Origin of the sequence: Xanthomonas sp. NCPPB 3005 (assembly GCF_041228095.2) — a bacterium.
GTDB classification, from domain to species: Bacteria; Pseudomonadota; Gammaproteobacteria; order Xanthomonadales; family Xanthomonadaceae; genus Xanthomonas_A; species Xanthomonas_A bonasiae.
Window position 1 is genome coordinate 2,548,649 of the sequence record NZ_CP166096.2, and the last position, 23,568, is coordinate 2,572,216.

The 23,568-nt window shown below is 67.7% G+C and carries 23 protein-coding genes; 18 read left to right on the top strand and 5 right to left on the bottom strand.

Features of this window, described 5'->3' with window-relative positions:
* The first annotated feature begins 22 nt into the window (after positions 1–22).
* From AB8810_RS11110 to AB8810_RS11155, 10 genes are all read left to right on the top strand, one after another.
* Entirely contained in the window at positions 23–913 is an 891-nt protein-coding gene (locus tag AB8810_RS11110; RefSeq protein WP_369916532.1) for a hypothetical protein, read from the top strand.
* Positions 914–929: 16 nt separating this feature from the next.
* Positions 930–2,138 (top strand): P22 phage major capsid protein family protein, encoded by a 1,209-nt coding sequence (locus AB8810_RS11115; RefSeq protein ID WP_369916533.1) that lies wholly within the window; start codon positions 930–932, stop codon positions 2,136–2,138.
* A gap of 51 nt (positions 2,139–2,189) precedes the next feature.
* Positions 2,190–2,348, top strand: a complete 159-nt coding sequence (locus tag AB8810_RS11120; protein WP_369916534.1) for a hypothetical protein — start codon at positions 2,190–2,192, stop codon at positions 2,346–2,348.
* Entirely contained in the window at positions 2,345–2,758 is a 414-nt protein-coding gene (locus AB8810_RS11125; RefSeq protein WP_369916535.1) for a packaged DNA stabilization gp4 family protein, read from the top strand. Before AB8810_RS11120 ends, AB8810_RS11125 begins: the two co-directional genes overlap by 4 nt.
* Positions 2,758–4,389: a packaged DNA stabilization protein gene (locus tag AB8810_RS11130; protein WP_369916536.1), complete on the top strand. Its 1,632-nt coding sequence runs from the start codon at positions 2,758–2,760 to the stop codon at positions 4,387–4,389. Before AB8810_RS11125 ends, AB8810_RS11130 begins: the two co-directional genes overlap by 1 nt.
* Positions 4,386–4,604 carry a hypothetical protein gene (locus tag AB8810_RS11135; protein WP_369916537.1) on the top strand — a complete coding sequence of 73 codons (219 nt, stop codon included), beginning with the start codon at positions 4,386–4,388 and terminating at the stop codon, positions 4,602–4,604. The genes AB8810_RS11130 and AB8810_RS11135 overlap by 4 nt, the downstream gene beginning before the upstream one ends.
* A complete protein-coding gene (locus tag AB8810_RS11140; protein WP_369916538.1) occupies positions 4,601–5,059 on the top strand; it encodes a hypothetical protein in 459 nt (152 codons plus the stop codon). Before AB8810_RS11135 ends, AB8810_RS11140 begins: the two co-directional genes overlap by 4 nt.
* On the top strand, positions 5,056–5,751 hold the full coding sequence (locus tag AB8810_RS11145) for a hypothetical protein (RefSeq protein ID WP_369916539.1): 696 nt from the start codon (positions 5,056–5,058) through the stop codon (positions 5,749–5,751). Before AB8810_RS11140 ends, AB8810_RS11145 begins: the two co-directional genes overlap by 4 nt.
* Positions 5,752–6,020: 269 nt before the next feature.
* The gene (locus tag AB8810_RS11150; RefSeq protein ID WP_369916540.1) at positions 6,021–7,328 is read left to right on the top strand and encodes a hypothetical protein; all 1,308 of its coding nucleotides are present in this window, start codon (positions 6,021–6,023) and stop codon (positions 7,326–7,328) included.
* Positions 7,318–9,654, top strand: a complete 2,337-nt coding sequence (locus tag AB8810_RS11155; RefSeq protein ID WP_369916541.1) for a hypothetical protein — start codon at positions 7,318–7,320, stop codon at positions 9,652–9,654. The genes AB8810_RS11150 and AB8810_RS11155 overlap by 11 nt, the downstream gene beginning before the upstream one ends.
* Here AB8810_RS11155 and AB8810_RS11160 read toward each other — a convergent pair.
* A complete protein-coding gene (locus tag AB8810_RS11160) occupies positions 9,648–9,800 on the bottom strand; it encodes a hypothetical protein (RefSeq protein ID WP_369916542.1) in 153 nt (50 codons plus the stop codon). The genes AB8810_RS11155 and AB8810_RS11160 overlap by 7 nt on opposite strands.
* An 84-nt stretch (positions 9,801–9,884) precedes the next feature.
* Between AB8810_RS11160 and AB8810_RS11165 the strand changes: the two genes are divergently transcribed.
* Positions 9,885–10,007, top strand: a complete 123-nt coding sequence (locus AB8810_RS11165) for a hypothetical protein (RefSeq protein WP_369916543.1) — start codon at positions 9,885–9,887, stop codon at positions 10,005–10,007.
* Here AB8810_RS11165 and AB8810_RS11170 read toward each other — a convergent pair.
* A complete protein-coding gene (locus tag AB8810_RS11170; RefSeq protein WP_369916544.1) occupies positions 9,994–10,311 on the bottom strand; it encodes a hypothetical protein in 318 nt (105 codons plus the stop codon). The genes AB8810_RS11165 and AB8810_RS11170 overlap by 14 nt on opposite strands.
* Positions 10,312–10,425: 114 nt before the next feature.
* On the opposite strand from AB8810_RS11170, the gene AB8810_RS11175 reads away from it, so the two are divergent.
* The 4 genes from AB8810_RS11175 to AB8810_RS11190 all read left to right on the top strand — a co-directional run bounded on the left by AB8810_RS11175 (position 10,426) and on the right by AB8810_RS11190 (position 13,276).
* A complete protein-coding gene (locus AB8810_RS11175; RefSeq protein ID WP_369916545.1) occupies positions 10,426–11,205 on the top strand; it encodes a hypothetical protein in 780 nt (259 codons plus the stop codon).
* Positions 11,202–12,476 carry a hypothetical protein gene (locus tag AB8810_RS11180; RefSeq protein ID WP_369916546.1) on the top strand — a complete coding sequence of 425 codons (1,275 nt, stop codon included), beginning with the start codon at positions 11,202–11,204 and terminating at the stop codon, positions 12,474–12,476. Before AB8810_RS11175 ends, AB8810_RS11180 begins: the two co-directional genes overlap by 4 nt.
* A 3-nt stretch (positions 12,477–12,479) precedes the next feature.
* The gene (locus AB8810_RS11185; protein ID WP_369916547.1) at positions 12,480–12,881 is read left to right on the top strand and encodes a hypothetical protein; all 402 of its coding nucleotides are present in this window, start codon (positions 12,480–12,482) and stop codon (positions 12,879–12,881) included.
* Positions 12,882–13,042: 161 nt separating this feature from the next.
* Positions 13,043–13,276, top strand: a complete 234-nt coding sequence (locus AB8810_RS11190; RefSeq protein ID WP_369916548.1) for a hypothetical protein — start codon at positions 13,043–13,045, stop codon at positions 13,274–13,276.
* On the opposite strand, the gene AB8810_RS11195 is transcribed toward AB8810_RS11190, so the two are convergent.
* Positions 13,273–14,442, bottom strand: a complete 1,170-nt coding sequence (locus AB8810_RS11195; RefSeq protein ID WP_369916549.1) for a tyrosine-type recombinase/integrase — start codon at positions 14,440–14,442, stop codon at positions 13,273–13,275. The two genes, AB8810_RS11190 and AB8810_RS11195, sit on opposite strands and share 4 nt — an antisense overlap.
* A 658-nt stretch (positions 14,443–15,100) precedes the next feature.
* Here AB8810_RS11195 and AB8810_RS11200 point away from each other — a divergent pair.
* Both AB8810_RS11200 and AB8810_RS11205 read left to right on the top strand, forming a co-directional pair.
* Positions 15,101–15,748: a response regulator gene (locus AB8810_RS11200; protein WP_145706360.1), complete on the top strand. Its 648-nt coding sequence runs from the start codon at positions 15,101–15,103 to the stop codon at positions 15,746–15,748.
* Positions 15,749–15,887: 139 nt separating this feature from the next.
* Complete coding sequence (locus tag AB8810_RS11205) at positions 15,888–16,451, top strand: putative glycolipid-binding domain-containing protein (protein ID WP_369916550.1); 564 nt, start codon at positions 15,888–15,890, stop codon at positions 16,449–16,451.
* 182 nt (positions 16,452–16,633) lie between these two features.
* Here AB8810_RS11205 and AB8810_RS11210 read toward each other — a convergent pair whose 3' ends face one another.
* Positions 16,634–20,236 (bottom strand): Rne/Rng family ribonuclease, encoded by a 3,603-nt coding sequence (locus AB8810_RS11210; RefSeq protein WP_369916551.1) that lies wholly within the window; start codon positions 20,234–20,236, stop codon positions 16,634–16,636.
* 394 nt (positions 20,237–20,630) lie between these two features.
* On the opposite strand from AB8810_RS11210, the gene AB8810_RS11215 reads away from it, so the two are divergent.
* Positions 20,631–21,623, top strand: coding sequence for an RluA family pseudouridine synthase (locus tag AB8810_RS11215; protein WP_369916552.1), 993 nt, complete (start codon positions 20,631–20,633; stop codon positions 21,621–21,623).
* 47 nt (positions 21,624–21,670) lie between these two features.
* Here the strand turns inward: AB8810_RS11215 and AB8810_RS11220 are convergent, their stop codons facing one another.
* Positions 21,671–23,542: a DUF3300 domain-containing protein gene (locus AB8810_RS11220; protein ID WP_369916553.1), complete on the bottom strand. Its 1,872-nt coding sequence runs from the start codon at positions 23,540–23,542 to the stop codon at positions 21,671–21,673.
* Between the last annotated feature and the right edge of the window lie 26 nt (positions 23,543–23,568).

The window sequence follows — 23,568 nt, forward strand, 5'->3', positions numbered from 1 at the left end:
GGCCGAAACCCGCGAGGATGAAATGACCGATACCAACGAAGCCCAGATCCAGGGCGGCCAGACTGTGGCCGAAGGGAATGCGCCGGCGCAGCAGCAGGCACCGCGCAGCGACGCCGAAGCACAGCGGCTGGAAGCCGAGAAGGCCACGGCACAGCCCGGCGCCGCCGAGCAGGCACAGCAGCAGGAAGCGGAGCGCAAGAAGAACCGCACGCGCGCCTACATCGACCGCATCAACGCGGAGAACGCCGAGTACCGGCGCAAGATCGCCGATATCGAGGCCCGACTCCCGAAGCCGGCGGAACCCAAGGGTCCGCCGAAACCGGAGGAATTCAACTTCGACCAGGACGCGTACCAGCGTGCGCTTACCCAGCATGAGCTGGCGGAAGCCCGCAAGCAGTGGGACGCGGAGAACCAGACCAAGGCTCAAGCCCAGAAGCAACAGGAAACTGCCAACGCGTATGCGCAGCGCGCTACCGCGTTCGCCGCGACCCACGAGGATTATCTCGAAGTCGTCGGCTCGATCGATCCATCCCTGCTGCTGCCGGAACTTCAGGCCGCGATCATCGGCCACGAGAAAGGCCCGGAGATCGCTTATCGGCTCGCCCAGAACGAGGACGAGCTGCTGCAACTGGCGTCCACGCGCCCCGAACTGCTGGATCGGGCCATTGCCCGCTATGCCGCGCGCTTGAGCGAAGCGCCGCCGGAACCGAACGCCTCCGCCGCGCCCGCGGCGAGCGCGCTGGTGAACCCGGCAATCGCTACTCCCAACCCGAAGCCCATTTCCCAAGCCCCGGCACCGCCTCCGCGCGTTGGCGGTCGCTCTTCTGCGGAAGCCCCGCCGGAAAAGCTGACCGACGACGAGTGGTACGCGCGCGAGCGCGATCGCGATCGCGAACGCCGGCGCAAGCGATAACCCATAGGAGCAACACATGGCCAACGTCGGTCAGGCACTCACCCACCAGATGGTCGCCCGCTTGGCGGCCAAGATGCTCGTCGAAGACAACGAGGTCGTCAGCAACATCAACACGGACCGGTCCATCGAGTTCGGCGAAGAGGTCAACGGTTACGGCAAGGGCGACACCGTCCGGGTGATGATCCCGCCGGTGCCGGTGGTCTACGACGGCGCGGTCTTCGCCGGCGGCAGCGCCACCGCGCCCTCGCTGAAAGAGACGTCGGTCGATCTGACCCTGGACACCCAGAAGCACGTCGGCCTGACCTTCACCGCGAAGGAAAAGAAGCTCGAAATCACCGAGTTCAAGAAGCGGTTCTTGAAGCCGGCGATGGAAGCGCTCGGCTCCCAGATCAACGCCGACCTGCTGAACCGCATGCGCTACCAGACCCCCAATGTGGTGGGCACCTGGGGCACGATTCCGTCGACCCGCACCACTTACCGCGCCGCCAGCGCATCGCTGAATCGCTTCCTGGCACCGAAGGGCGACCGCAGCCTGCATTTCTCGTCGGACGCCAACATCGCGCTGGCCGAGGCGAATTCCACGCTGTTCCACACCAAGGACGAACTGGAAGCGGAATTCAGCGAGAACGCGGTGGGCATGTTCGCCGGCTTCCAGTTCTACGAGCAGCAGTCGCTGGCGCTGCAGGCGAACGGCGCGGGCGCTGGCTACGTCGTCAACGGTGCCGCGCAGACGGGCGCAAGCCTGGCGGTGACCACCGGCACCGGCCCGCTGACCCGGGGCACGGTGTTCACCATCGCCGGCGTGAACGCGGTGCACCCGATCACCGGCGTGGATTCGGGCGTGCTGCGGCAGTTCGTGGTGACCGCGGACTATGCGGGCGGTGCGGGCAACGTCGCGATCTACCCGGCGATCATCCCCACCTCCAGTACGGTGATCGGCACCGTGACCGCGTCGCCGGCCAACAGCGCGAACATCACCGTGTTCGGCACCGCGTCGCAGTCCAAGCGCCAGGGAATCGCGTTCCACCGCGATGCGTTCGCCGCGGCCTTCGCGCCGCTGCCGGTGCTGGCGTCCTGCGAGGGTTACACCGCCACGGTCGGCAAGATCAGCGTGCGCGTGATGACCTTCGGCGACGGCTACAACGACCGGGAGAACACCCGTATCGACGTGCTGTACGGCGAGGCGCCGGTGCGCCGCGACCACTCGGTGCGCATCACCGAGTGACCTACAGGGGCTGGCCTTCGGGCTGGCCCCTTTCTTTCGAGAGGTGGACCGATGGAATTCCCGAAAATGATCTATCAGCGCGGCGAGCTTGGCGACGACGCGGTGATCGTGGGCAGCCAGGCCGAGCAGGATGCGCAAAAGGCACACGGCTACTTGCCGCTGGGCGACCGCCCAAAGGATGAGGGCCGTCCTCCGAAGGCCGGCAAGTGACCAGCGTCGCCACGGTCGTTACCGACGCGCTGCAGCTGCTGCGCGTCGTGGACGCCAACGAGGCGCCGGAAGCCGAGGACATGGCGACCGGTATCCGCGCGCTCAACATGATGATGCGCGTGTGGGAAGTCGAAGGCCCGGCGCTCGGCTGGAGCGACGTGGCGGCGCCTGGTGACACGCTGCCGGCGCCGCCCGAGGCGGAAGAGGCAATCACCGATAACCTGGCGCTGCGCCTGCGCGCGCGCTACGGCGCAGCGCTGGAGCCTGACGTGCTGACCAGGGCGCGGGAGGGCTTGTCCATGCTGCGTTCGCAGGCGCTGACCAACAGCTATGCGCGGCTCTCCTACCCCGATTTGCCGGAGGGGCAGGGTTGCCCTGGGGGCACTTGGCGCGACGGGTACAACTGCTGATGGCCGCGCGTCCGATCGACCTGCTGGGCGGATTCTACACCGACGACAGCCGGCCGTGGAGCGTGCAGGATACGGTGAACTGGCTGCCTGAGCAGGCCGAGGCGGCGGGCACGCGCACGCTGTGGAAGCTGGCATCCCCGCCAGGCCTGCGCCCATTCGTGAACCTGGCCAACGGCCCCATCCGCGGCCTGCACGTCGCCGAGGGCGCGCTGTTCGGCGTCTCCGGCAACAAGCTGTACCAGGTGTCGCCGAAGGGCGTGGCCACGGCGCGCGGCGTCATCCCGGGTATCGGCCGCGTCAGGATGGCGCACAACCAGATCACCGGCGGCAACCAGCTGCTGGTGGTGAACGGGCAGAGCGGCTACGTCTGGGACACCGTCGCCGGCAACCTGGCGCGCATCACCGACGAAGGCTACCCCGGCGCGCGCTCGGGCGCGTACATGGACAGCTTCCTGCTGCAGGTGGAGCCGTTCGGCCGCTTCTGGTTCCACTCGGAATTGGCGGACGCGAAGTCCTACAACACGCTGGACCGCTACGAGTCCGAGGCGTCGCCGGACAAGATCGTGGAGCTGGCGGTGAGCCAGCGCGAGGCGGTGGTGTTCAACGAGACCACCATCGAATTTTTCTACAACTCGGGCACGAACACCAAGACGTTCAAGAACAAGGGCATCGTGGTGGAGCGCGGCTGCGCCAGCGGCGACAGCGTGGTCAACCTGGACAACAGCCTCATGTGGCTGGGCAACGACGGGGTGATTTACCGCCTCGACGGCTACCAGGCCGTGCCGATCTCCACCGGTGCAATCCAGAAGGCGATTCGCAAGAACAACTGGCAGCAGGCGTTCGGCTTCAGGTGGGAGAGCGAGCAGCACAAGGTCTACTACCTGACGTTTCCGGACGGCCGCACCTGGGGCTACGACGTCGTGACGCGGCTGTGGCACCGCCGGCAGTCGTTCGGCCTCGATCGCTGGCGACTCAATCATCTGGTGTACTGGAACGGCCAGTGGATCGGCGGCGACTTCCAGAACGGCCAGCTGTGGATCCTCGACGAGGACTATCTGCTGGAAGGCGACCAGCCGCTGGTGTCGGAGCGCATTTCCGGCGGGGTGCACAACAACCAGGGCCTGATCGGCGTGCCGTCGCTCGAGCTGTTGATGAGCATGGGCATGGAAGAGACGGTCCCGGCGGATGCGCCAGACCCGCCGCCGGAGCCAGTGTGGCAGCCGATCAGCGCCACGGATGTGGGCTACACCTTCACCCCCGACCCGAACGCGAACAGCAACGCCATGACGGACTCGATCATCGGCCTGACCAGGTCGGGGTCCGTCGTCGCCGGCGGCACCAGTTGGGTGCTGAACATCACCGGCAGCGGCGTGCTGGGCGTGCGCATCACCTCGCTGTATCTGATCGCGACGGATGGCGCGACGGCGAACGTCGAGTTCCATTCTGCCAGCGGCACGGAAGCGGTCGCGAACACGTCACCGACGCCCACCGGCGCGTTCACGCCTTCGCCGATCGAGCGCAGCCTGCCGCTCACCTCTGGCATCACCATCTCGCTCAAAGGCCTGCAAGCGCTGCATTCGCACATTTCGGGCTGGGGCATCGAAGTGCTGACCGACGGGTACACGCCATGAGCGATCGAAAGGTCGAAATCTGCTACTCGAAGGACGGCGGGAACAACTGGTCGAACTGGCGCGAGTACACGCTCGGCGAGATGGGCGAGTTCAGCCGGCGCATCCGTATCAAGCGCCTGGGCTCCGGTCGCAACTGGGTGTTCAAGATCCGCGTTTCCAGCCCCGTGAAGCGCGACCTGTACGGCGCCGTGGCGTCGATCGAGGCGATGGGATGACCGATATCGATCACGAGCCTGGCGCGCCGCCGGGCGGGCTGGCGCTGCCCGGAAAACACCCGACGCGGGAGCAGCTGCGTGCGCTCGAGGACGAACTGCGCAAGCACCCGCCGGCCGACATCCCGGTGAAACACCATTTCGCCCACGGGATCTACGGGCGCGAGGTCTTCATCCCCGCCGGCACGGTGCTGACCGGGAAAGTGCACCGATTCTCGACCCTCAATTTCCTGATGCAGGGCGAGATCGAGGTCACCACGCCGGAGGGCATGCGCCGGCTGCGTGCGCCGGCAATTTTCGCCTCGCCGGCCGGCTGCAAGAAAGCGGGCTATGCCCACACCGACGTTATCTGGGTCAACGTCCATCCGACGAAGCTGCAGGATGTCGCGTCGATCGAGTCGAAATTCATCGAGCCGGAAGAGCTGCCGGCGATCACGCACGAAGGAGGCAAGCCATGAGCTGGGTAGCAGTGGGGACCGTGGCGGTGACCGCCATCGGCGGCGCGGTTTCGGCCGATCAGCAGAAGGACGCGGCGCGCGATGCTGCCAAGGCGTCGAACTCGGCGCAGTCCGCCTCGTGGGCGGCCAACAACGCGAACATGCAGCCGTACATGACGGCCGGCACCAACGCGCTGACGCAGCTGCAGCAGCTCAACGCCGGCAACACCGCCAGCTTCACCGAATCGCCGGATTACGCGTGGACGCGCGATCAAGGCTTGAAGACGCTGGACCGCAGCGCGGCGGCGAGCGGCAGCCTGTACTCGGGCGGCCACAGCGCCGACCTGCTGAGCTACGGCACCGGCCTGGCCACCCAGAACTACGACAGCTACTACAACAAGCTGCTGAACATCGCTGGCATGGGGCAGAACGCGGCCAGCTCGCTCGCCGGCAACAACACGAACTACGCCAATGCGGTGGGCAACACGAATGCGAACACCGCGCTGGCGAACGGCTCCACGGATGCGGCTCTCACCGGCCTGTTGACCGGCATCGGCACGAACCTGCTGGGCACCTACGGCGCCGGTAGCGGCCGCACCAGCAGCTATGGGACCACGGGATCGTCGTCGCTGTACGGCAACCAGGCCAGCACCGGCGCCGGCAGCAACTACAACTTCGGCAACAACCTGTATAGCTTCGCGAGGGCGGCGTAATGGCAAATGGACTGACGGACTTCCTGGGCGGCTACCAGGCGGGCAACGCGATCACCGAGCGGCAGCGCCAGCAGCGCCAGCAGAACCGGCTCACGCAGCTGGCGCCGCAGGTCGTATCGGGCGATCCTGCCGCGTTCGCCCAGGCCGCCGCCATCGACCCGCAGGCGGCCCAGCAGTACCAGGCCGGCGGTGACTCGATCGCGCTGCGCGCGCGCGGCGCGGCGAAGTACCTGCAGGCGGCGCTGCAGGCCGGCGATCAGCAGAAGATCATGGCCGCGCGGCAGACCATCAAGCCGTTCATGGACACGCTGAAGCCCGGGACGGCATACCCGATGGACATGGACCCCGGCCAGGAAATGGCCGGCGTGCAGAGCTTCCTCGCACAGACCGCACACCTGGATCCGGACCTGAAGGCGGGCACGCCGACCGGCTTCCGCGAGTTCCAGATGAAGGCCGCCGCCGCCGGCCTGCAGCCGGGCACGCCGGAATACCAGAGCGCCGCCAAGATCGCACTGGGACAGGAGGGCCGCGCGTCCAGCTCGGGCTTTACGCAGGTCAAGTTCACCGGTCCGGATGGCCGCGAGCGCGTCGGCGTGATGAACGGCCGCACCGGCCGCATCGACCTGCCGGACGGCACCAGCTTCGACCCGCAGACCGGTGGCATGGCTCCGACGCAAGGGGGCCAGGGCGCACCGGTCCTGCCGCAGGGTGGTGGCCAGCAGGTGGTCGAGCAGGACGCGCAGCTGGCGAACCAGATGATTGCCTCCGGCATCCCGGCCGACCAGGTCGACCGCTTCCTGCAGAGCCGCGCCGCGCAGTTCAACGGCGGCGTGCAGCCGGCCGCGCCGGCGGCGGGCGCCGGCACCTTCGTCGGCCGCGCGCCGGAAGAGCAGGCCGCGGCCACCGAGGCAGCGAAGCAGACGACGCAGCTGCAGTACCTGCCCCAGGAACTTGGCATGCGCTCCAACGCGGCGCTCAGCACCGCGGCGGGGGAAGCGCAGATCAAGTCGGCCGCCACGAAGCAGGCTGCGTCTGCGCCGGCCTACGCCGCCCTGCAAGATGCGTCCTCGAACCTCGATCGCATGAGCGCCCAGGCGGCGACGCTGATGCAGCACCCTGGCCTCGATGGCATCACGGGATTGCGAGGCGCTATCCCCGATGTCCCCGGATCGACCGCGGCGAACGCGCGCGCAGAACTGGAGGCGCTGCGGTCGCAGATCGGATTCAGCGTGCTGCAGGCGATGCGCGACGCATCGAAGACGGGCGGCGCGCTGGGCAGCGTGTCGGAGCAGGAGAACCGCCTGCTGCAATCCAACCTTGCAGCTCTGGCCGGATCGCAGTCGGCCGAATCCTTCCGGGCCAACTTGAAGAAGGTCATGGACTATGCGAGCGCCGCGAAGGGACGCATGCAGGCCGCGTATCAGCGCCAGTACGGCGGCGCGCAGCAGCCCGCGGACCCAACGCCGGCCTCGCCGCAGGGCAGCGGCGGCGGCCGCACCATCGTGCGCAGCGGCACGCTGCCCGACGGCCGCAAGGTCGTCCAATACAGCGACGGGACCACCGACTATGGCAATTGATCCGTCCGTGCTGGCGCAGGTGAAGTGGGACGACGCCCCGGCGCCGGCTGCTGGCCAGCAGCCGCTGGAGATCGACATCACCGGCGGCGTGAGCGAGAGCCAGCTGCGCGCGCAGCAGTCCGCGGCCGCCGCACAGCAGCCGATCGACCTTGACCAGGTCGTATGGGATGACGCGCCGGGCGCGGCAGCGCCAGCAGCACCGGACACGCCGAGCCCGGCCAACAGCTCCGCGTTCGCGCGCATGGTCTCCGGCCAGCCCGCAGTGCCGCAGGTGCAGGAAGGCACCGCCATCGGCCGCTTCCTGGGCGAGATCGGCGGCCGGCAGGTGCTGCAGGGCGCCGCGGGCCTTTACGGAGCGCTGGGCGGCGACGCGGTGAACCACTACGTGCTCGACCCGATCGACAGCGCGGCGGGCTGGGGCACGCAGCTGGGCACCGGAGGCCAGTCGTACCACGATGCTGCTGGCCAGGTTGCCGACGAAATGGGCATGCGCCGGCCGGCGAACGCGCGCGAGCGCGTCATCGGCGACATCGGCGAGGCCCTGACCGGCACCGCGCTGACCATGGGCATTGGCTCGGGCGTGAACGCCCTGGCGAATCTGGGCCGCAGCGGCGCGGCGCCGGTCACCAACCGCCTGGCCGAACTGCTGACCGCGAACCCGGGCCTGCAGGCGGTCAGCACCGCCACCGGCGCCGGCGCGTCGTCGGCAACGCGCGAGGCGGGCGGCGGCACCGGGCTGCAGATCGCCGCGGGCCTGTTCGGCGGCCTCGCGCCGGGCGCGGCCAGCGGCACCGCGGCGCTTGCTGGCCGCGCGCTGCTGCCGAACCGCCTGGCCCAGCTGATCCCCGAACCTGTCGGCGCGGTGCCGACCGCCGTCGCAGGTGGCACGCGGCGCGCGATGCGCGGCCAGGATGCGCAGGGGCTGCGGGACACCATCGCCGCGTTCGACGCCGCCGGCACGGCCCCCAGCGTCGGCCAGGCGACGGGCAGCCGCACGGCGCAGGCGCTGGAATCGTACCTGGGCAACGCTCCGGGCGGCGCGGGCCGCATCGAGCGTATGGGTCGACAGCAGCAGGAGCAGGTGCGCGGCCGGCTCGACGAAATGTCGAACGCGATCGCGCCCAACGGCGCCGACCTCACGCCGCAGCAGGTCGGAGCGACGGTGCAACAAGGCATCACCGGGCAGGGCGGCTTCATCGAATCGTTCCGCAAGACCTCGAAAAAGCTCTACGACGAGCTGAACAAGCTGATGCCGCCGAACACCCCCGTTCGGGCGATGAACACCGATACCTACCTCACCGGGATCACCGCACGCACGCCTGGTGCATCGAACACGTCGGACATCCTGGTCGACCCCTTCATGGACAAGCTGACGGAAGCGCTACAGGCCGACATGGCGCAGAACGGCGGATCTCTGCCGTATCGGGCGCTGGTGCGGGTGCGCAGCATGGTCGGCGAAAAGATCGACGGCGCCGGCCTCAATCCGGACTTCGATATCAAACAGCTGCGCGCGCTGTATGCATCGCTCAGTGAGGACATGAACATGGCCGTCGCGGCCACCGGAAACCCCCGCGCCATCCAACTGATGGAGAGGGCGAACAACTACTACGACATGGGGTCGAAGCGGATCGAGCAGATCGAGAAGATCATTGAAAAGAACGGTGGCTCAGAGGCCGCCTATATGGCGCTGTTCAACGGCGCTCAGAACGGCGCGACATCCCTGCGCCGTGTGATGGGGGCGTTGCCAGCGCCTGCGCGTGCCGAAGTCACCGCATCGTTTTTGCAGCGCATGGGTCGGGCGGTGAAAGGGCAGCGGGACTCCAGTGGAGATTCCTTCTCCATGCGTACGTTTTTGACCAATTGGGCCGACCTCAGCCCGGAGGCGCGCAAGGAACTGTTTCGCAGCGCTCGCTACGGAAGCGACTTCCGCAACGACGTGGACCAGATCGCGCGGGTGGCCGACAAGATCAGCGCGGGCAGCAGGGTGTTCCAGAACACGTCTGGCACCGCGCGACAGCTCGCGCTCGGCGCGACGCTCGGTGGAACTGGAACCCTTGCAATCCCGCAGCTCTTGCGAGGCGACATCGGCGGCGCAGCCCAGACGGTAGCGGGGGCGGTCCTGTACGCGGCATCGAACAACCTGGGCGCGCGACTGATGACCAACCCCCGCGCTGTGAACTGGCTAGCTACCAACACGAAGCGCGACGCCGGCGACCTGGTTGCGCAGATCCAGGTGTTGCGCCAGGCCGGCGAGCGGTCTGACGATCAGGAAACCGTGCAACTCGCGGATGATCTGAAAGCGCAGGTTGGCGCGCCCCGTCAGTAAATGATCTTCACCAGCGCACTTCCGACGATCAAGAAAAGCCCAGCGAGGCAGAGCACCAGCAAAACGCCTTGGCGCGACGGACTCGGCCCCTGCATCGCCTTCACCTTCTTGTTCCACTTCCAGTTCTGGAACTCGTTCCAATCCATGGCGCACCCCGCGTAGTTGACGGCCCGAATCCTACCACCAACCCCCAGACCCCGCCCCGGCGGGGTTTTTCATTGGAGAAGATCATGACCTACAAGAGCAATTACCACGCCCTCGGCAAGATGCGCATCAAGGCGGTTCAACTGGTGGCCCGATTGTTCGGCGTTCCGATCGACGTGCACACCAGCTGGTTTGTCAGGCAGTCGTGAGCAGCGGCACCAGAGCTTTCAGGGTGGCCATCTCTGCAATATTGCCCACAGCCACCGCATTCTTGAACTCCATCGAGCCGACCAAGGCGAGGTCTTCTGCCGGGGCGATAGCGTTCTTGATGCTCGCGGCGATCTGAGCGCCGGTGGAGTTGCTGTCGATCAGCCAGAAAGAGGTGGGTTCATACCACCAATGGTTCGCGCGATGGGCTTTCACCGCTTCGATCAGCGCTCCGTAGCGGGTGTCGTAGTCGCGACCGCCTACTGAGCCAGCAGCAAGCCGGAAGGTGATCCAGTAAGTCGTCATTCCATTCCCCTGTAACGCCCTCCTGTTGGGCAGGCGGAGCGTAACCGCCCAATCGCCCCGATTCGTAGACAACCCCACCCGCCGCGCGCGGGTTTCTTTTTGCCCGGAGACGCCATGTCCTTTCGTTTCTACAACCCCGCCCCGGTCTTCTTGGACCTGCCGGGCCTCGCGCCGCTGGCGGGCGGCTCGCTGCAGTTCTTCGCGATCGGGACCACCACGCCGAAGGGCACTTGGTCCGACTCGGATCTGACCACGCCGAACACGAACCCGGTGCCGCTGGATAGCTCGGGCCGCGCGAACGTGAATATCTGGCTCGACGGCGCCTACAGCGTCGTGCTCAGGGCCGCGGACGGCACGTTGGTGTGGACGCGCGACGTGGACTCGGGCGCCGGCGCGGGCGCGACGATCCCGGCGCTGCTGACCGGCAAGTTCCTGAGCAACGACGGCAGCAACCTGATCTGGTCCGACGTGCTGCAGGTGCCGGACCCGACCGGCTCGGCGAACAAGATCCTGAGCACCGACGGCTCGAACCTGATCTGGATTTCCCAGCAGGAACTGCCGGACCTGCCGGTGCAGAACTTCACTAACCGGGTGAAGGTCGGCACCTATCTGCGGCAGTGGGGAAGCGACAGCGCGCCGGCATCCGGAAGCCGGCAGACGGCGCGCAGCGTCACGTTCGCGAATCCCTTCAGCGGCGACCCGTATTTCATCGCCATCATGCCGCGCAACGTCACCCACACCGCCGGGGGGCAGATCGGCGTGCCAGCGGTGACGGCGAAGTCTGCCACGGGTTTCTCGGTGCAGTTCGACACCGACGACTTCGGCCAGTCCAACGCGTCGTTCATCTCCGCGGTGCCGTTCGATTGGGTCGCGGAAGGTCCCACCACCGCATGACCACCATTGCGATCCCGCGCGTACAGGGCGCACTCGCCGACCGCGCAGGCCTGGTGACGCAGGAGTGGTACAGCTTCTTCCTGGCGCTGCGCGACAACGCCGACGGCAACGCGGAGCTGCAGGAGCAGATCGACGCCGTCGTGGCCCAGATCGCCAAGCTGATGGACGGCGGTGGCGGCGGATCCGCTTCGTTCCAGATGCAGGGCATTGACTCGGTGCTGGTAACCGGCACGCCGGCCGGCGGCGCCGTGCAGGTGACGCTCGACGGCGACCTGGACGCGCCGGGCAACACGTACTACTACGGCACCGGCCCGGATGGCCTGCGCGGCTGGTATTCGCTGGCCAGCGGCTTCGCCGTCACCGCCGACTTGACCAAGGCTGTGGACGGCGCGACGGGTGTGACGACCCACGGCCTTGCGGATCTTGCAAACAGCGGCACCGGCACGGCGATCTACAAGACGACGCGCGATGACAAGGGCCGAACCTCCGGCCAGGTCGCGGCGAATACGGACGACCTGCCCGAGAGCGCCACCCCGACGAATCAATGGTTCACGACGGCACGTGTGCGGGCCGTGGTGATGCCTGCATTCACCGACCACATTTCTGGACTGGTGATGACGTGGATCAGCAACACGTCGATCAGTGTCAGCAGCGGCGCATGCTACGTCCCGAGCCTGGGCTACGTGCTGGCGTTCCCGGCGACGGTCACAAAGTCTGGACTCTCGCTCAGCGCCAGCACTTGGTATCACGTCTACGGCTATCTCAATGTCGCCACGCCGGACATCGAGATCTCCGCCACCGCGCCGGCAGCCGCCTACAACGGTGCGGCCCGCACCAAGGCTGGCAACACGTCGCGGCGCTACATCGGCAGTATCCGCACCGACGCCAGCGGCAACGTGCTTCCCTTCGTCCACGCGGGCGACAGCATCAAGTACACGAACAACGTTATCAATAACATCGTGCTGAATGCCGGCAATGCCACCACGGCCACGAGCGTTGACGTATCCATCTATTGCCCTGTCACCTCCAGAATAGCGGATGCGCTTTGTTACAACTCAGCAAGCAGCGCTAGCGGAGCTTTCGTCTTCTTTTCGAACTCTGAAGCGATTGCAGTTTCTAGTTCGACATATTTGGCGGCATCCGCCCCGACCGCATACTTGGCTGTTGGGCTGCTGATGGACTCTGCGCAGAAGATTACCTACACCTACAACGCATCCCCCGGCGGTGGCGGCGCGTTTGTCCGCGTCATGGGCTACAAATTCGCGAGGTGACCGATGTACGCAGTCAATGGGCGTAGATTCCGTGCCATCGCTGCTGGCGACCCCTTGAGCGATGGGGAAACGCTGGTCGATGAGCTGCCGGCGAGTCTGCTGCAGCTGGATCCGGTAGCCGAGACGAAAGCACGCATCGGCGCCTGGCTGGACAGCGTCGTGCAGGCGCGTGGCTACGACAACATCGTGTCCTGCGCCTCATACGCGGCCAGCACGAACACGCAGTTCCAGGCCGAGGCGGTCGCGGCGATTGCGTGGCGCGACGCGGTCTACGCCATGGGCTACGAGATCCTGGCGAACACGCCGGCCGGCGTCGAGACCCCCGAGGACGTGATGGCGCTGTTGCCGCAGCCCGAGACATTCGGCTGGCCCGTGTCGGATTCTTCCGACAGCACGGCGGGCTGATCGCCGATAGCGCCAGGCCGACGGCCGCGCGATCCTGTCAATGCCGGACGCGGGGCCAAGGTGGCCGCTCAACCCGCGGGCCTTGAGCAAGCCCAGGCCGGCGCCTGACCGCTTCATCGACCTGTCTCGGCCGGTGGGACGCTGGGCAGTAGCATCCCCGGATGCTTCCCGAATCCTACGAATGGCTGATCCACGAGGACGTAGCGCTGTTGCGCCGCAATGGTGGTGGCGTGGCGGGAGTGCGCCTCCAGCCGGACGGCAAGTGGCGGACATGGATCAACTGGCAGCACCGGTCGCATCATGCGGTGGCCGCCAGCCAAGAGCAGGGCATGCGGTGGGTGACGCGGTGGGTGGCGGCGCAGAAGTCGCTTCCGATCGACGTGCGGCGCCGCTAGTCGGCAGCAGGAACGTGCGAATCGCAGTAGGCCGCCCAGGCCTCCATCATCTTCCGGCGCTTCTCCAGCATCTTGCCGCGCTTGTATGCGGCCTTGGACTTGTCCGGGATCTCGTGGGCCAGCGCTGCCTCGGAGAGGTCGTCCGGGAAATCGGTGGTCTCGCTCGCCCAATCCTTGAACGTCGACCGGAAGCCGTGGACGGTGATGTCGCCTCGGTCCATGCGTTTGAGCAGCGCCAGCATCGCGTTTTCGGAGAGTGGTTCGCCGCTCACGTCGTTGGGGAACAGTAGATCGCGCTCAAGCCGTGGTTTCACGATCGCCTGCGCGGCGTCCGACAGGGGCACGACATGTTCCTTTTTCGACTTCATCCGCTCGGGCGGGCACGTCCAGTCGGCGCCGCGGAACTCGCCGGGCACGGCGCCTAAGGTCATCCCGGTGCGCGCGATGGTGAGGATGGTGAACTCCAAGGCGCGCGCTGCCTCGCCGTGGCGCTTTCGCAGCGCGACCATGAACGCCGGCAGCTCGCTGTAGGGTAGGGCAGAGAAGTTCCGCACCGGCGTCACCGTGGTGGGCTTGGGCAGGAGCATCGCCAGATGGCCCTTCCAGCGCGCAGGGTTCTCGCCCGACCGCTTCCCCTTCACTCTGGCGGCGTCGAGGACCGTCTCGATGCGCTGGCGCACCCGGTTTGCCGTCTCGGTCTTCTCGGTCCAGATCGGCCGGAGGATGGCCATGATGTCGTCCGTCTCCACCTGGTCGATGCGCTTGGCGCCGATGAAGGGCTTAGCGTAGGTCTCCAGGGTGTTCTTCCATTGGTCGGCATGCTTCGCGTTCTTCCAGCCCGCGCGCTGCTGTTCGATGAACTCGGTGGCGAAATCCCAGAACGTCGGAATCGAGGCTGTAGCCGCTTGGACTGCCCGGCGGCCGGCGAGGGGGTCGGCACCGGCCTGCACCTGCTTGCGCGCCGCCTGCGCCGCCTCACGCGCTTCTGCTAGGCTTACGGTGTGCACGGGCCCCAGGCCCATCTCCGGCCGCTTGCCGCCGAAGCGGTAGCGGAAGATCCACGACTTGGCACCGGTGGCCGAAACCTGCAGATACAGGCCGCCGCCGTCTGGGTAATAGTCAGGCTCCGAGACCGTCGCGACCTTTCGGGCCGTCAGCTTGAACATCTCCCTTGCCACCTGGTCTACCCGCCCAACTACCCGCCCAATTGACGCGGATTGTAGCGGAAAGTCGCGAACGGTGGCGAACGCCAATAGCTAGCGTTTCCAAGGCTTCCGGCCGGTTTCGCGAACGGTGGCGAACGGTAGAGAATATGGCGGACGCAGACACTCTCTCCGCCAGTCGGTTCGACCCTGTTTCTTCGACAAGCGCCGAGCGCGCCCTTCGCGCGTGCGATTGCGCTGGTTGCATGCGCCATGCGCGCCTGACATGTGGTCGTTGTGGAGCGTCAGAAAATTCCGCTTCGGTACGGCGTACAACTGTTGCATCGAAACTCGGATTTCGGGTCGAGCGAGGTCAGGAAAATCTGACCCGATATCAGGCTTTGCCCTGATAACGTTGTCGCTGGCTAGCCGCGATACTGCGCCTGCCTGACGCAGGTACCGCCGCGCTTTCCTAGAGGAGCGAACAGGCTGGTCACTCGCCCTGCGTGCCGAGCCTTGAGTAAGCTCGGTGTGGTGTTTTTTTCAGCATGATGACAGTGCGGCGTGGCTAGCTGAGCAGGCTGTGAAATCTGGATAATTTTGTCTACAAATTGTAGTTGCCCTGAACAATTCACGCCGCTAGTCTGACTATGCGGCGTTCGCTGCGTTGGGGTTATACGAGATGGCCATTAGAGTTTTTTTGGTCGACGATCACGCTCTTGTCCGTACCGGCATGAAGCTGATCCTTTCGAATCAGACCGATATCGAGATCGTCGGTGAGGCCGAGAGTGGCGAGGCCGCGATGCCGCAGATCCGCCAGCTCAAGCCGGACATCGTGCTCTGCGATCTGCACATGCCTGGCGTCAGCGGGCTCGAGGTCACCGAGCGCATCGTCAAGGGCGATCACGGCACCAAGGTCATCATCGTGTCGGTGCTGGAGGACGGCCCGCTGCCCAAGCGCCTGCTCGAGGCCGGTGCGTCCGGCTACGTGGGCAAGGCCGGCGACGCGCAGGAGCTGCTGCGCGCGGTGCGCGACGTGGCGATGGGCAAGCGCTATCTCGGTGCCAACATCGCACAGAACCTGGCACTGGCCAATCTGGAAGGCGGCGGTTCGCCGTTCGATGCGCTGTCTCCGCGCGAACTGGAAGTCGCGCTGCTGCTGACCCGCGGACTGCGTCAGGAAGACATCGCCAAGCGTTTGAGCCTCAGCGCCAAGACGGTCAATACGCACAAGGCGCGGCTGTTCGAGAAGGTCGGCATCCACGACAACATCGCGCTGGCGCGGCTGGCGACGCAGTACGGTCTGCTGGATCCGGCGCATCCGCTGTAGCGCCACGGATTTTCCTTGCGCAAAGGAAAGCGACCTGACGGGTCGCTTTTTTTGTGTCCGGCGTGTGCATGCGGTGCCGTCGGACGTCGCCAGTTTGCAGGGTTTGCTTCGGGTGTCCGCCCCCGGCATCATCCGCGGCATGCAAACCGTTGCCTCCATCCTGTGGCGCAGGCTCGACGCACCGGGCCATGACGCTTGCCGGCTGCAGCGCAACGCCAGCGCATGGCAGCTCGACGGCGCCGCCGTGTTCCGCCTCGAACATGGCCGCATCGGCCAGTTGCAGTACCGCGTGCAATGCGATCTGCACTGGCACACGCAATGGGGCACCGTGCGCGGCTGGCTCGGCGGCGGGACGGTCGACCTCGCGATCGCGCGCGATGCGCGTGGCCACTGGAAGCTCAACGGCCGGCCGGTGGCCGACGTGTCGCACTGCATCGACCTCGACCTCGGCTTCACGCCGGCCACCAACCTGCTGCAACTGCGCCGGCTCCGCCTGGCAGTGGGCGAGGGCGCCGACGCCCCGGCGGCCTGGGTCGACCTCGACGGCGGCGGCACGCTCAGCGAGCTCATGCAGCGCTACGCGCGCACCGCCGACGATGCCTACGCCTACCAAGCGAAGCGCTTCGGTTATTCGGCGACGCTGCATGCGACCGGCGAGGGCTTCGTGCGCGACTATCCGGGGCTCTGGACCGCAGAGGCCTGAGCGGTCGCTTCAACGGCGAGCGTCTCCCGCCAGCGGTTCCCGATTCCGTGTTCGGTCCGCTCCGATCGCGCGCCCAAGCTGCGCACGGCCCGGATGCGGTGCGCGAATAGAGATGGATCCACGCCCAGACAAAAAAAGCGGCCCGAAGGCCGCTTTTTTCTGCTGCGAAGAACGGCGCCGGATCAGCTGGCGCGTTCCTTGTGCTCCTTGTCGTCGTCGCTTTCGCCTTCGCCGGACTTGCTGGCATGCGGCTGGTGCTGAGCGACGCTGACCGGCGCGTCTGCCGGAGCAGCGGGCGGCGCATCGAACAGGCCATTGCCAGCCGCAGCGGCAGGTGCCGGTTCGGCATCGCCGACGTGGCGGCTTTCGGCGCTGTCCGACACCGGAGCAGCGGCGACCGGCGCGTGCACCGGCGTCGGTTCGACCGCGGCGGCCGGCTGCTCTTCATGGAAGACGTCCAGCAGGGTGGTCTGCACCGGCACATAAGCCGGCTTGCTGGGCGCTTCTTCCTCGGCGAGCGGTTGCTGCGTCGTGGTCGTAGCGTCCTGCTGCGGCTTGCTGTCCGTCGTGGATGCCGTGACCGGTTCTGCGACCGGCGCGGCCGACGCTGCAACAGTCTCCATTCCGGCGTCGCGCCTGGTCGTGGCGACCGGGACGGGCTGCTCGACGATCGGCGCCGGTGTCGGCTGCAGTGCGTCCTCGATGGTTTCCGGAGACGCCGTTGCGGAAGCGGCCGACTCGGTGACGATCGACGGAGCAGGCTCCGCGGCAGTCGCTGCCTCGGAACGCGCCGCTGGCGCCTCGGCGACGACGGACGGCAGCGGTGCCGCCGCTACCGGCGCCACCGTTTCCGCCTGCGCGGTACCGCCCGATGCTGCGTCGACCGATGCCGTCTCGGCAACGAAAGGCGTGGTTGCGATCGCTGCGGCTGCGGCCACCGGCGCGGCCTGCACCTGCACGGTGCGGTCCTCGGTCTGCGGCGCTGCGGTTGCGGCGACCGGTGCGGCCTGCTGCGCGGGGGCGGTATCGCCCTCGGCCTGCGGCACCACACTTACAGCTGCGACGACCGGCGCCGGGGCGCTGGCGGCCTGCTCGTGACGCGGCGGCCGCGGCTCGCGCTTCTCCCGCGGCGCACGCGGCGCTTGCTGCGGCTTGGCCTCGGCGGCCTCGGCGGGCGCTGCGTCGTCGTCGAAGTCGAACTCCGGCTGGCTGCGGCTCGGTGCCGGCGCGGTTTCGCCGTCGCCGTCGCTGTCGCCGGCATCCAGGTCGTTGTCGTCGAACGCTGCACCCTCGCTGCCGCTGCCGGCTTCGCCATTGCCGCGACGACGGCGACGGCCGCCACGACGGCCGCGACGGCGGCGGCCACCGGCCTCGCCATTGGCGTCGTCGGCTTCGCCGTTCTCGCCGACCGGTACGGCCTGCGCGGTTTCCGCAACGCTCTCGCGCTCGTCGACGCCTGCCGGTGCCGGGTTCGGCTGTGCCGCCACCGGAGTCGAGGCCGTGGTGGTGGCCTCGCTGGCCGGCGCATCGCCGCTCAGCGCGACGGCACCGCCGGCCACGGCAGCGGCCGCGATCGTGGTGGCGTCCTGCGTTGCAGCGGCAGGTGCGGTAACGGGCTTGGCCGCGACTTCATCCTGGCGCGGCTGACGCTGCGGCTTGTCGCCCTGCAGGGCGGCCTGCGCCGGATCCTGCTGCGGCTTGGGCTGGCGCGGCGGGTTCTGCGGCTGCTGCTGCTTCGGCGCCTTCGGCTGCTGCTGCGGGTTCTGTTGCTGCGGCTTGGCCTGCTGTGGCGCCTGCTCGTTGCGCGGCGGCTTGGGCGCAAGGTTCTGCTGGCCGCCCTGCGGGTTGCCGCCGCCGTTGCCTGGACGACGCTCGTCGCGGCGCACGTTGCCGCCGTTGCCGCGCGCGGCATTGCCGCCCTGGCCGCCGTTGCGGTTGCCGCCGTCGCGACGCGCGTTGCGGTCGCCGCGGTCGTTGCGGTTGCGGTTGCCGTCATGGGCACGCTGGCGTTGTGCCGGCTCGCTGGCGGCCGGGGCCGGCGCAGGGCTTTCGCCGGCACCGAAGATCCGCTTCAGCCAGCCGACCACGCCGGTGGCCGGCGCCGCGACCGGGGCGGGCGCCGGCGCCTGGACCTGCACGGGCGCAGCGACCGGTTCCGGTGCCTCGATCACTTCGCGCACCGGGGCCGGCTGCGAGTGCTTCACGTTGGTCACCGCCGGCGCCGGAATGTTCAGCTGCGCCTTGGTCAGCGCATGCACCGGCAGCTTGCGCGGGGTGTTGCGCTGGTAGCTGGGCTTGGCGCTTTCCTCGCCGAGCTCGTTCTCGCGCAGGCGGGTCACTTCGTAGTGCGGGGTGTGCAGCTGCTCGTCGGCGACGATGACGATCGGCGCGTCGTGGCGCTTCTCGATCTCGCTGAGCGCGCGGCGCTTCTCGTTGAGCAGGTAGTTGGCGATCTCCACCGGGGCCTGCACCAGCACCTGTCCGGTGTTCTCCTTCATCGCATGCTCTTCGGCGACGCGGATGATCGACAGCGACATCGACTCGACGCTGCGCATGCGGCCATGGCCGTCGCAGCGCGGACACACGATCTGGCTGGACTCGCCCAGCGACGGACGCAGGCGCTGGCGGCTCATTTCGAGCAGGCCGAAGCGCGAGATGCGGCCGATCTGCACCCGCGCGCGGTCGTACTTGAGCGCGTTCTGCAGGCGGTTCTCGACTTCGCGCTGGTGCTTGTTGGAGGCCATGTCGATGAAGTCGATGACCACCAGGCCGCCGAGGTCGCGCAGGCGCAGCTGGCGGGCGACCTCTTCGGCGGCCTCCAGGTTGGTCTGGAACGCGGTGTCCTCGATGTCGCTGCCCTTGGTCGCGCGCGAGGAGTTGACGTCCACCGCGGTCAGCGCTTCGGTCTGGTCGACCACGATCGAGCCGCCGGACGGCAGGCGCACGCTGCGCTCGTAGGCCGCCTCGATCTGCGATTCGATCTGGAAGCGGTTGAACAGCGGGATGTCGTCGGTGTAGTGCTTGAGCTTGCGCAGGCTCTGCGGCATCACCTGCTGCATGAACTCCTGGGCATCGCCGTACATCTCGGGGGTATCGACCAGGATCTCGCCGATATCGGCGCGCAGGTAGTCGCGCAGGGCGCGGATGATCAGCCGCGATTCCTGGTAGATCAGGAACGGCGCCGGCTTGGCCAGCGCGGCCTCGGCGATCGACTTCCACACCTGCAGCAGGTAGTCCAGGTCCCACTGCAGTTCTTCGGCATCGCGGCCGACGCCGGCGGTGCGGATGATCACGCCCATGTCGTCGGGGATATTCAGCTTGTCCAGCGCTTCCTTCAGCGCGGCGCGGTCCTCGCCCTCGATCCGGCGCGAGACGCCGCCGGCGCTGGGCGAGTTCGGCATCAGCACCATGTAGCGGCCGGCCAGCGAGATGAACGTGGTCAGCGCGGCGCCCTTGTTGCCGCGTTCTTCCTTGTCCACCTGGACCACCACCTCCTGCCCCTCGCGCAGCAGTTCGCGGATCGTCGCCTTGTTGTGGTCGACGCCGGCCTGGAAGTAGTCGCGGGAGATTTCCTTCAGCGGCAGGAAGCCGTGGCGCTCGCCGCCGTATTCGACGAAGGCGGCTTCGAGCGAGGGTTCGAGCCGCGTGATCCGGCCCTTGTAGATGTTGGACTTCTTCTGTTCCTTGGACGGCTGCTCGATGTCGATGTCGTACAGGGTCTGGCCGTCCACGATGGCCACACGCAGTTCTTCCGCCTGCGTGGCGTTGATCAGCATTCGCTTCATTGTTGCGTTCCTCGCGCTGCTACCGCGCGGAACGCCATGGGGTTTCGCTTCTGGTCACGCTTCGCCGCCCATCGCGCAGGCGCGGGGAGGGCGGCTTGGGTTTCCAGCGCTACGACACCACGGCGAGCCGCGGGAGCGCTTCTTTCTTTTAGGTGGTTCAGGACCGGCGGCGACTCCAGCCAGGCTGGGCGCCGCACGGGGCATGTTCAGCGCGGACGCTTGTGGCATCCGGCGATGGCCGGGTAGGCCGGTGAGCCGCTAACATGGCCGCCCCGGGGGCGGTGGTCGCGCACTGTGCCGGAATCGTCGCAAGCCGGGCTTCTGGCCCTGAGCTAACTTCCAACGAAATCAAACCCTTATCTCGCCCCCCGAGTGTAACAGAATAAACTGCCTGATGACTTCTTCCCCGATCCCTCCCAAGCCGCGCGACGTCGCGACCAGCGCGGTGCGCATTCTCAAGGTCCCGGAAGACAGGGCTGGACAGCGTGTAGACAATTTCCTGCTCGGCCAGCTCAAGGGCGCCCCGCGCAGCCTGATCTACAAGCTGATGCGCAGCGGCCAGGTCCGGGTCAACGGCGGCCGCACCAAGGCCGAGCGCAAGCTGGAGGCGGGCGACGAGGTGCGCATCCCGCCGGTGAAGCTGCACGAGGAGGGCGAGAAGACCGCGCCGCCGGACGCGTTCATGGCCCGGCTGGAGGCGGCGATCGTCTATGAGGACGCGCGCTTGCTGGCGCTGAACAAGCCGTCCGGGGTCGCCAGCCATGGCGGCAGCGGGATCAGCTTCGGCGCGATCGAGACCTTGCGCGCCCTGCGCCCGAACCAGACCCTGGAACTGGTGCACCGGCTCGACCGCGACACCTCCGGGCTGCTGATCGTGGCCAAGAAGCGCTCGGCGCTGACCGAGATGCAGGCGCTGATGCGCGAGGACGACCGGGTTGAGGGCCGTGGCATCAGCAAGCGCTACCTGACCCTGCTGGTCGGGCGCATGCCCGACGGGGTGATGAGCGTGGATGCGCCGCTGCACATCGGCCTGCGCCAGGGCGGCGAGCGCCATGTGCAGGTGAACGCGGCCGGCAAGGCGTCGCTGAGCCATTTCCGGGTGCTGGAGCGGCGCGGCGGGCATTCCTATTGCGAGGTGCGGATCGAGACCGGCCGCACCCACCAGATCCGGGTGCATGCCCAGCACCTGGGGCACGCGGTCGCCGGCGACGACAAGTACGGCGATCCGGCGGTCAACAAGCGCCTGCGCGAGCAGATCGGACTCAAGCGCCTGTTCCTGCATGCCGCGTCGCTGGAATTCACGCTCGACGGCGGCAAGACCCCGTATCTGCTGAATGCGCCGCTGGCCGACGAACTGGCCGAGGCGCTGAGCAGCCTGGGCGGCTGAGCCAGGCGCGGACGGGCGGCGGTGTGTACGCCGCCCGCCGGTGCCGTCTATCCGTTGTGCTTTTCGTGGTCGTGCTCGTGGTGCGGCTCGGAATGCGCTTGCGGCGGACGCGAAGCGGGGCGCGGCTCGGCCGCGTGCATCGGCTGCGGCCGCGGCGATGCGACCCGCGCCATGCGCTGCTCCTGCATCGGCGGCCGCTGCTGTTCCTGTCGCGACATGGCCTGAACGCGCTCAGGGAACTCCCGCATCGGTGCCTCCCGGTGCGCGGGTGCCGGCTGCTGCGCATTGAACGCGGCGAACTGGTGCGGCGCCTGCCGTGCCGGCTCGGGCTGGGCGAATCGGGCCTGCTGCGCACGCGGATCCTCGCGGTGCGGTGCCGGCATCGACATCGCCCGCGGCTGTGCGGCATGCGCCATCTGCATGTTCCCCATCGGCATCGGCGCGCTGGCGCGCGGCGCCTGCGGCATGTCGCGGCGCGGCGCTGCGGCAGCGTTGGCCATCGGCATGGCATGGCGGGAATCGGCCGCGGACATCGGCATCGGCGCGTGCGGCGATTGCGCGAAGGGCGACTGCGTACGCGCATCGCGTGCGGCACTCATTGCGTTCGGGCCGTTCAGCCCGGGCAGCGGCGACCGCTGCGCCGCATTCGCCACGACCGGACGACCCGGCTGCAGCATCCGTTCGTTGAAATGCGGCGTGGACAGTTGTGCATAGTCGACTGGGTGGCGTGCCGCCGCCGCCGGTGCGAACTGCGGCGCGGGGCCGCGTGGGTTCTGGGCCAGATGCGGCGCCAGCGCGGCCGCGGCGGCCGCCGCAGGCATCGCCGCCAGCGCCGCCCGCTGCGGAAAGCTGCGGTTGTCGTTGTGCACGAAGCTGCGCGCGTCGATCCGGTTGTTGCTGATGTTATTGGTGATGTTGTTGTTGATGATGGTGGTGGTGCGCGGCGCGTAGACGCGGTTCTGGTAGACCACGTAGTGCGGTGCCGAGGGCGGGGCGTTCCAGTTCATGCCCCAGCTGTTCCAGCCCCAGCGGTGCCAGGCCGGTTCCGGTTCCAGCCAGCCCAGCGGGCCGTGGTGGTGGTGTTCCAACGCGTCGCCGACCAGCACGCCGACGCCGAAGGAGATGATGCCGGCGGTCACCAGATCGCCTTCGCTGTAGTACCGCGGACGGTAGCGGTACTCGCGGTACACGTCGACCGGGGCGCCGTAGACCACGTCCGGATCGTAGCGCGGCACATAGACGACATCCGGCTGCGCCGGTTCGATGACGATGGTCTGGCGCGGCGGCGGGATCCGCTCGTCTTCATAGGCCGGTTCCACTACCGTGCGTTGCACCACCTGCACCCGTTGCTGCGGCGTGTTGCGCAGATGGCCCTGCGCCTGCGCCCGCCCGCGCATGACCTGGATCGCGTCGAGCACCTCGTTGGGGTCGTGCGCATAGGCATCGCCGAGCGCGCGGGTCCAGTCGCCGTTGCTGGCCAACTGCTCGACCACGTCGGGAAAGGCGATCAGCGCCTTGACGCTGGGATCCCAAGGCTGCGCTGCCGCCGCCTGCAGACGGTCCGCCGCGGCCAGGCCGCTGTTGCTATGCAGCCAGCCCTGGGCATCGCCGACCTGGTCCGGATACACCGAGGCGGCCAGGGTCTGCGCGAGCAGCTTGTCGGGAAACAGCGCGATCGGCGCGACCAGCTTGTACAACTGATCGGCGCTGGGCGGCACGTAGGGCGCGGGCGCGGCGGCGGTCGCCGCGGCCGGTGCCGGTGCAGGCGTCGGTTGCTGTTGGCACGCACTCAGCGCCAGCACGCTCACCGCGGTGACCAGCGCCAGCGTCAACTTCGTTGATGGCAGGGAGCGGATATCCATGCTGCACCTTTTCGACGTGGTGTTCGGAAGTTGCGCGCAGGATGCTCTGTGTTGCATGTCTGCAAGCTTTCTGCGAAGCGCTG